Source organism: Streptomyces sp. 13-12-16 (assembly GCF_002114215.1).
In the GTDB taxonomy this organism is placed as follows: domain Bacteria; phylum Actinomycetota; class Actinomycetes; order Streptomycetales; family Streptomycetaceae; genus Streptomyces.
The window spans coordinates 1-6188 of the sequence record NZ_NCTE01000111.1; the positions used below are offsets into that span (position 1 = coordinate 1).

Below are 6188 nucleotides of genomic sequence, written 5' to 3' on the forward strand. Positions count from 1 at the left end.
GGGGTGGGGAAGGGGGGTTAGGGGGTGGGGGTGTCCAGGGCGGCGGCCCAGGCACGGGCCCGGTTGGCTTCGGTGGGGGCGTTGGCGCGGGTGTAGGCATCGGCGGACTGGTGGTAGGCGGCGCGGGCCTCGGCAGGGCGGTCAGCGACCTTGTAGGTGAGGGCCAGGTTGTAGAAGGTCTGCCCCTCTCCATACCTGTCCTCGAACTCCCGGCAGATCTCCAGATCCTTGCCGTACGCCTCGATCGCCTCCTGCACCCGGCCTGCCGCCCGCAGGGCGCTGCCGAGGTTGTGCCAGGCCCTTCCCACGCCGTGGCGGTCTCCCACGGCCTGGTATAGGTCGCGGGCCCGGCTGTGTACCTCGATCGCCTCCTCCACCCGGCCCACCTGCCGCAGGGCAACGCCGAGGTTGTCCAACGTCCTGGCCACATCGTGGCGGTCCCCGACGGCCTGTAACAGATCACGGGCCTGGGTAAGGGCGTCGATCGCCTCTTCCATCCGGCCCGCGTCCAAGAGAACGGCGCCGAGGTTGCCCCACGCCCTGGCCTCGCGGTGGTGGTCCCCGACGGCCTGGTACAGGTCGCGGGCCCGGCTGTGTACCTCGATCGCCTCCTCCACCCGGCCCACCTCCCGCAGAGCGACGCCGAGATTGCCCCACGCGATGGCCTCGTCCAGCCGGCCCCCGGCAAGCCGCGCGGCCGCCCGCGCGGCCTCCGCGACGGTGATCCAGTCGTCGAAATACCGCCGCCAGACCAGATGCTCCCCCAGACACCCGGCCAACCTCATCACCGAGCCCGCGAACCGGTCCTCCCGTCCCCACCCCGCCGCCGCGACCAGACCCGCCCGCTCCGCATCCAGCCACGCCATTGCCTGCCCCCGGTCCCCGAACCGCTCCGGCTCCTCCATCCCCAGCAGCCACCGCAACCGGTCATCAGCCGCGCCCGCCCACCGGCAGTAGAACTCCAGCACCCGCTCCCGCGCCACCTCCCCCTCCTCCCGCAACTCCGCATCCCCCGCCACCACACCCGCCCCGAACACCCGCACCAAGTCGTGCAACCGCCACCATCCGCGCTCGCTCCCCCTTTCCACGAAGTGTGCACGGGTCAGGGCCTTCAGAGCCCGCACCGGAGGCTCCTCGGCACCGACGAGCGCGGCGACGACCTCGTCACTCGCCTCGGGCCCCGGCGCGAGAGCGAGCAGGCGCAGCAGCCGGGCCTGATCGGGCGGCAGTCGGCGGTAGGAGAGCTCGAAGGCGGCGCGGACGCTGCGCTCACCGTCGTCGAGGTGGTCGAGCCGGCCCCGGGACTCGACCAGTTCCGCCACGAGTTCGTTCACCGGCTTGCCCGGGTCCTCCGCCAGCAGGGCAGCCGCGATCTGCAGGGCCAGCGGGAGGTGCCCGCAGAGGCCGGCGAGTCGCTCGGCCATGTCGGGGTCGTCGGCCACCCGGCTGTCGTACGGGTCGGCGATGCGCAGGGCACGGTCGAGGAGTTCGTACGCCTCCCTCGGACTGAGCTGGTCCAGGGGAACGAGCCGCGCGCCCAATTGGGGCAGTCGGTCACGTGACGTGACCAGAACGTGGTGCCGGGAGTCACCCGGCAGGAGGGGGCGTACCTGGTCCGGCGAGGAGGCGTTGTCGGCCAGGACCAGCACCGGGCCGCACTCGTGAGCCCGGGTGGCCAGCGTGGAGCGGTAGAGCGCCGCCCGCTCGTCCGTCGTGGTGGGGATGTGCTCCGGCGGAGTACCGAGGGCGCGCAGCAGGGCTTGGAGAGCACGGTCGGCGGTGACCGGCTCCTGGTCATAGCCGTGCAGGTCGATGAAGAGAACACCGCCGGGGAACCAACCCCGTTCACGGGCCAGGTGCGCGGTCTCGACGGCTAGCGCGGTCTTGCCGATGCCGCCGAGACCGGACACGGCGGCGACGAGGGTCGCCACCGACTGCGTCCCGGCCGGATCCAGCGCGCGCAGCAGCTCCCGCGTCTCGCGCTCCCGCCCCGTGAACCCGCCGGGCCTCGGCGGCAGGCCGGCCATCGCCTCGGGGACGGCGGCCCCGCCCTGTTGGACCACGACCTGCACGCCGACCACCTCGCGCAGGAAGACCCCGCCCCGGAAGTCGGTGTGGTCGCCGTCGTACCAGGCCATCCCGCTTCCCGGCGCGGACCGCTCCATGGCCCGCGCGACGGCACCGGCGATGCCCCGTGGATCGGCGGCGAGCAGGTCGGCCACCGTCTCGCCCCACTCCCGTACGGCCTCCCGCCGCGCCGGGTCCTGTGCCGCCTCGGCGATGTCCCGGGCGGACGCACCGGTGTCGAGCCCCACCGCCCGCGCCAGCCTCTCCACCGCCCGGCGTCCGCCGTCCCCGCCCGCGCCCTCGGCCAGGGCCGCCAGTAGTGCCGCTTCCATGCGCCGTACTCGCCCCCGTCAAAAACTCACGACAGTGCGTCAAAGGTAGTACTTGGAACGGACATTCATGCCGCCCTCGCGTACCACACGACCTGTGAGCCGAGCCCCGCCACGGCCAGCGCCTCCAGCACCGACAGCGTGACCATCAGCCCGCCGCCGTCGCCGTTCACCCAGAACACGACCAGGGCGGCCAGCGGTACCGCGCAGAACGCCGTCAGGTCGATCACGGTCTGGATCCTCTTGCGGGACCGGCGCCGGGTGTCGCTCCGGTGGTACGCCTCCCACCCGAACGTCGTGAAGCCGCTCCCGTGCGCCGCGAGGGCGGCCAGTCTGGGTCCCAGATCGTCCCGGACGTAGCGGCCGATGGCCGAGATCTTCTCGTCGTTGACGAGGTAGGTCCAGCCGAGGACGAGGCAGACCGGCGGCAGCGCCAGGAGCATCGAGGGCTGTTTCGCCTGGGCCGCGGCGGCGATGACGGCGGCCACGACGGCCAGCGTCACGTAGAGGAGGTTGTCCCGGAACCCGATCCTCGCCTTCTGCTCGTCCTTCACGGTCTGGTACTCGGCGAGCAGCAACTGCCCGACGGTGAGGTCCTGTTCCGCCACCCGATTCCCTTCCCCCAGCTGTAACTTATGACTATGCAGGAGACCCGGCCCACTGTTCTGGTCCTGACCGCACTCCCGCTCGAATATGCCGCCGTCCGCGCGCACGTCGAGGAGCGGGAGGAGTTGGTGCACCGTGACGGGACCCGGGTCGAGAAGGGACAACTGCCCGGAGTCTCCTGGCACATCGCCCTCGCCGAGCTGGGCATGGGCGCCGACCGGGCCGCGGCCCTCACCACCCAGCTCATCACCTGGCTGCGCCCCGAGGCCGTGTTCTTCGTCGGTGTCGCCGGCAGCCTGAAGGACGACGTCGGGATCGGCGACGTCGTCGTGGGCACAAAGGTGTACGAGATCCATGGCGGCAAGCAGACGCCGGAGGGTTTCCTGGTCCGGCCGAACGCCCTGCCGGGCTCGCACGCCCTCGAACAGGCGGCCCGTTCCGCCGTGCGGGACATGCCCGACGTACGGGCGCACTTCCTGCCGATCGCCACGGGTGACGTGGTCCTGGCGGACGCCGAGTCCGAGATCGCCCGGTTCCTCCGCAGGAACTACAACGACGCGGGCGCGATCGAGATGGAGGGCTCCGGAGCACTTCTGGCGGCCCACCTGAACGGCCGGTTGAACGCCCTGGTGATCCGGGGCATCAGCGACCGGGCCGACGCCGGGAAACACAAGGCCGACGCCACGGGTTCGCAGAAGCGCGCCGCCGAGCAGGCCGCTGCGGTGACGGTGGCGGTGCTGCACAAGCACCGGCCCCGCGAGGGTTCCTCCGACTCCGAGGAGGGGCCCCATCCGCGCGGGGACGACGGAGCGAGGTACGGCGGAGATCACATCGACTTCCGGGGCGGCACCTTCCACGGCCCGGTCACCGGCAAGAGCGACGGGCGACGGTAGGAGCACCACTCACGGCCCGGTCCCACGAGCGACCACCACCCTCCCACCCCGTCCACTGGGCTTCACCGGCCGATCGGCGGAGCTGGAGCGCCTGCTCCCGCACCTCTCCCCCGGCGGGGACGACACGACCGCGCTGCCGCTCCTCGTCTTCGCCGTCACGGGGATGGGAGGCGTCGGCAAGACCGCGCTGGCGGTGGAAGCAGCACACCGGGCCCGCGGGAAGGGCTGGTTCCCCGGCGGGACGCTCTTCGTGGACCTGCGCGGGTACGACGACGACCCGGTCACGGCCGATCAGGCGGTCCTGGCCCTGCTCGACGCCCTCGGCGTACGGGACGGGGGACTGCCGCCGACGGCGGACCGCCGGTACGACGCGTACCGCGCACTCCTCGCCGAGCGAGGGGACAGGATGCTGCTGATCCTGGACAACGCCTCGGACCCCGCCCAGTACCTGCCACTCCTGCCCGGCACGGACCACCACCGGGTGATCATCACCTCCCGGGACCGTCCCGACGCCCTCCCGGTACGTCTGATCGACCTGGAAACGCTCGCCCCGGACGACTCCGTCGCCCTCGTGACCCGTGCTCTGCACGCCACCGACGAGCGGGACGGACGTCCGGTGCGAGAACCCGACGCGCTCCACGAACTTGCCGACCTGTGCGGCCACTTGCCCTTGGCCCTGCAAATCGCCGCAGGGATGCTGCGTCGGCGACGCCACCGGGACATAGCCTCCCTGGTCGCCGAGATCCGGGATGCCGGGGACCCGGCCGCCGTCCTTGACCGTGGTAGCCCTGGAACGGACCTGTACGGACGTTCACTCGTCCTGCGGCCCGTGCTGGAGACCTCGTATCGCCGGCTGCCGTCCGACCAGGCACGGCTGCTGCGGCTGCTCTGCCTGGCTCCTGATGCGGAGACCGGCACGGAGACGGTCACCGCCCTGACCGACCTCGAGGCAGACGTCGCGCTGCCGCTCCTGGAAGACCTGGCAGCCGCGCATCTCATCTCACCGGTACCGTCCGCCGACGGATCGGCTACCGGCATGCGGTGGAGGGTGCACGACCTGGTCCGGGCTTTCGGAGCCGGTGTGGTGGCACGGGATGCGGGGTTACGGGAGGAAGGCGAGGCGGCACGCGAGCGGATCGTACGGTTCTACGTCGAGCGGACGTACGCGGCGAGCGTTCTGCTGTCAGGGCTGCAAGGTCGACAGGAGCCCTTCGCGAACCGGGCACAGGCCGTGACGTGGCTGGACGAAGAGCGGGCAGGACTGGTGGCCGCGGTGCAGTGGGCCCGGGAGGAGCGGTTCGCGGACACGGCGGCCCTGCTGGCGGACTGCCTGGCGCAGTATCTGAACTGGCGGCGGCATTTCGACGACGCCATCGCCGTCGCGCATGCCGCCAGGAAGGCCGCCCGCCAGGCCGGGGACCGTCACCGCGAGGCCGGGGTGCTGAACAACCTCGGCATCGCTCTGTCACGGGCGGACCGGACGGAGGAGGCGGTCGACGCCTACACCCGCGCCCGCGACCTGTTCCAGGACATCGGGGACCGCCGCGAAGAGGCCGGGGCGTGGAGCAACATCGGCAACGCCCTGCAGCGGGCGGGCCGAACCAGGAAGGCCATCACCGCCCACACCCGCGCCCGCGACCTGTTCCAGGACATCGGGGACCGCCGCGAAGAGGCCAGGGTGTGGATGAACCTGGGCGTCGCCCTGCGCGACGCGGGCCGGACGAGGAAGGCGATCGAAGCACACACCCGCGCCCGCTCGCTGTTCCGGGCCATCGGTGACGGCCTCGGCGAGGCCATGGCCTGGGGCAGTCTCGGAAACGCCCTGCAGCGGGAGGGCGACGTGGATGAGGCGATCGAAGCACACATGGTCGCTCGCGCTCTGTTCCAGGCCGCCGGCGACCGCTACGGCGAGGCCACGGAATGGGGCAATGTCGGCGGCGCCCTGCAGCAGGCGGGCCGCGTGCACGAGGCGATCGAGGCACACGGCAAGTCCCTGGAGATCTTCCGGGAGTTCAACGACTGGTACGGCGAAGGAGTGACCCTCGACAATCTCGCCGCCGCCCACGAGGCCGCCCGCCAGCACGACCAGGCACGCACCGCCCACCTCCAGGCCGCCGACGCCTTCACCCGTGTCAACGCCTCCGCCGAGGCCGCCCGCGCCCGCGCCCGCGCCGCCGAACTACCGGAATAACTCCCCAGTCCTCACTCCACCCCCGCATACCCCCGAGCCCCCCGCCAAGGCACCACCGCCCACATCCGCGTCCCGCCCCCGGGCTCCCGCGCCTCCCCGAAC

4 protein-coding genes are annotated in these 6188 nt (G+C 72.1%); 2 read left to right on the top strand and 2 right to left on the bottom strand.

From position 1 onward, the window contains the following. Positions 1-17: 17 nt before the first annotated feature. Together B7767_RS05305 and B7767_RS05310 are read right to left on the bottom strand one after the other, a co-directional pair. Positions 18-2399, bottom strand: a complete 2382-nt coding sequence (locus tag B7767_RS05305) for a tetratricopeptide repeat protein (RefSeq protein WP_085571092.1) — start codon at positions 2397-2399, stop codon at positions 18-20. A 65-nt stretch (positions 2400-2464) separates the two neighbouring features. After that, positions 2465-3004, bottom strand: a complete 540-nt coding sequence (locus B7767_RS05310) for a hypothetical protein (protein WP_085571093.1) — start codon at positions 3002-3004, stop codon at positions 2465-2467. 27 nt (positions 3005-3031) lie between these two features. Between B7767_RS05310 and B7767_RS05315 the strand changes: the two genes are divergently transcribed. Together B7767_RS05315 and B7767_RS05320 are read left to right on the top strand one after the other, a co-directional pair. Next, complete coding sequence (locus B7767_RS05315) at positions 3032-3895, top strand: 5'-methylthioadenosine/S-adenosylhomocysteine nucleosidase (RefSeq protein WP_085571094.1); 864 nt, start codon at positions 3032-3034, stop codon at positions 3893-3895. Positions 3896-3986: 91 nt separating this feature from the next. Then, positions 3987-6086, top strand: a complete 2100-nt coding sequence (locus B7767_RS05320) for a tetratricopeptide repeat protein (protein ID WP_107485817.1) — start codon at positions 3987-3989, stop codon at positions 6084-6086. Positions 6087-6188 lie beyond the last annotated feature (102 nt).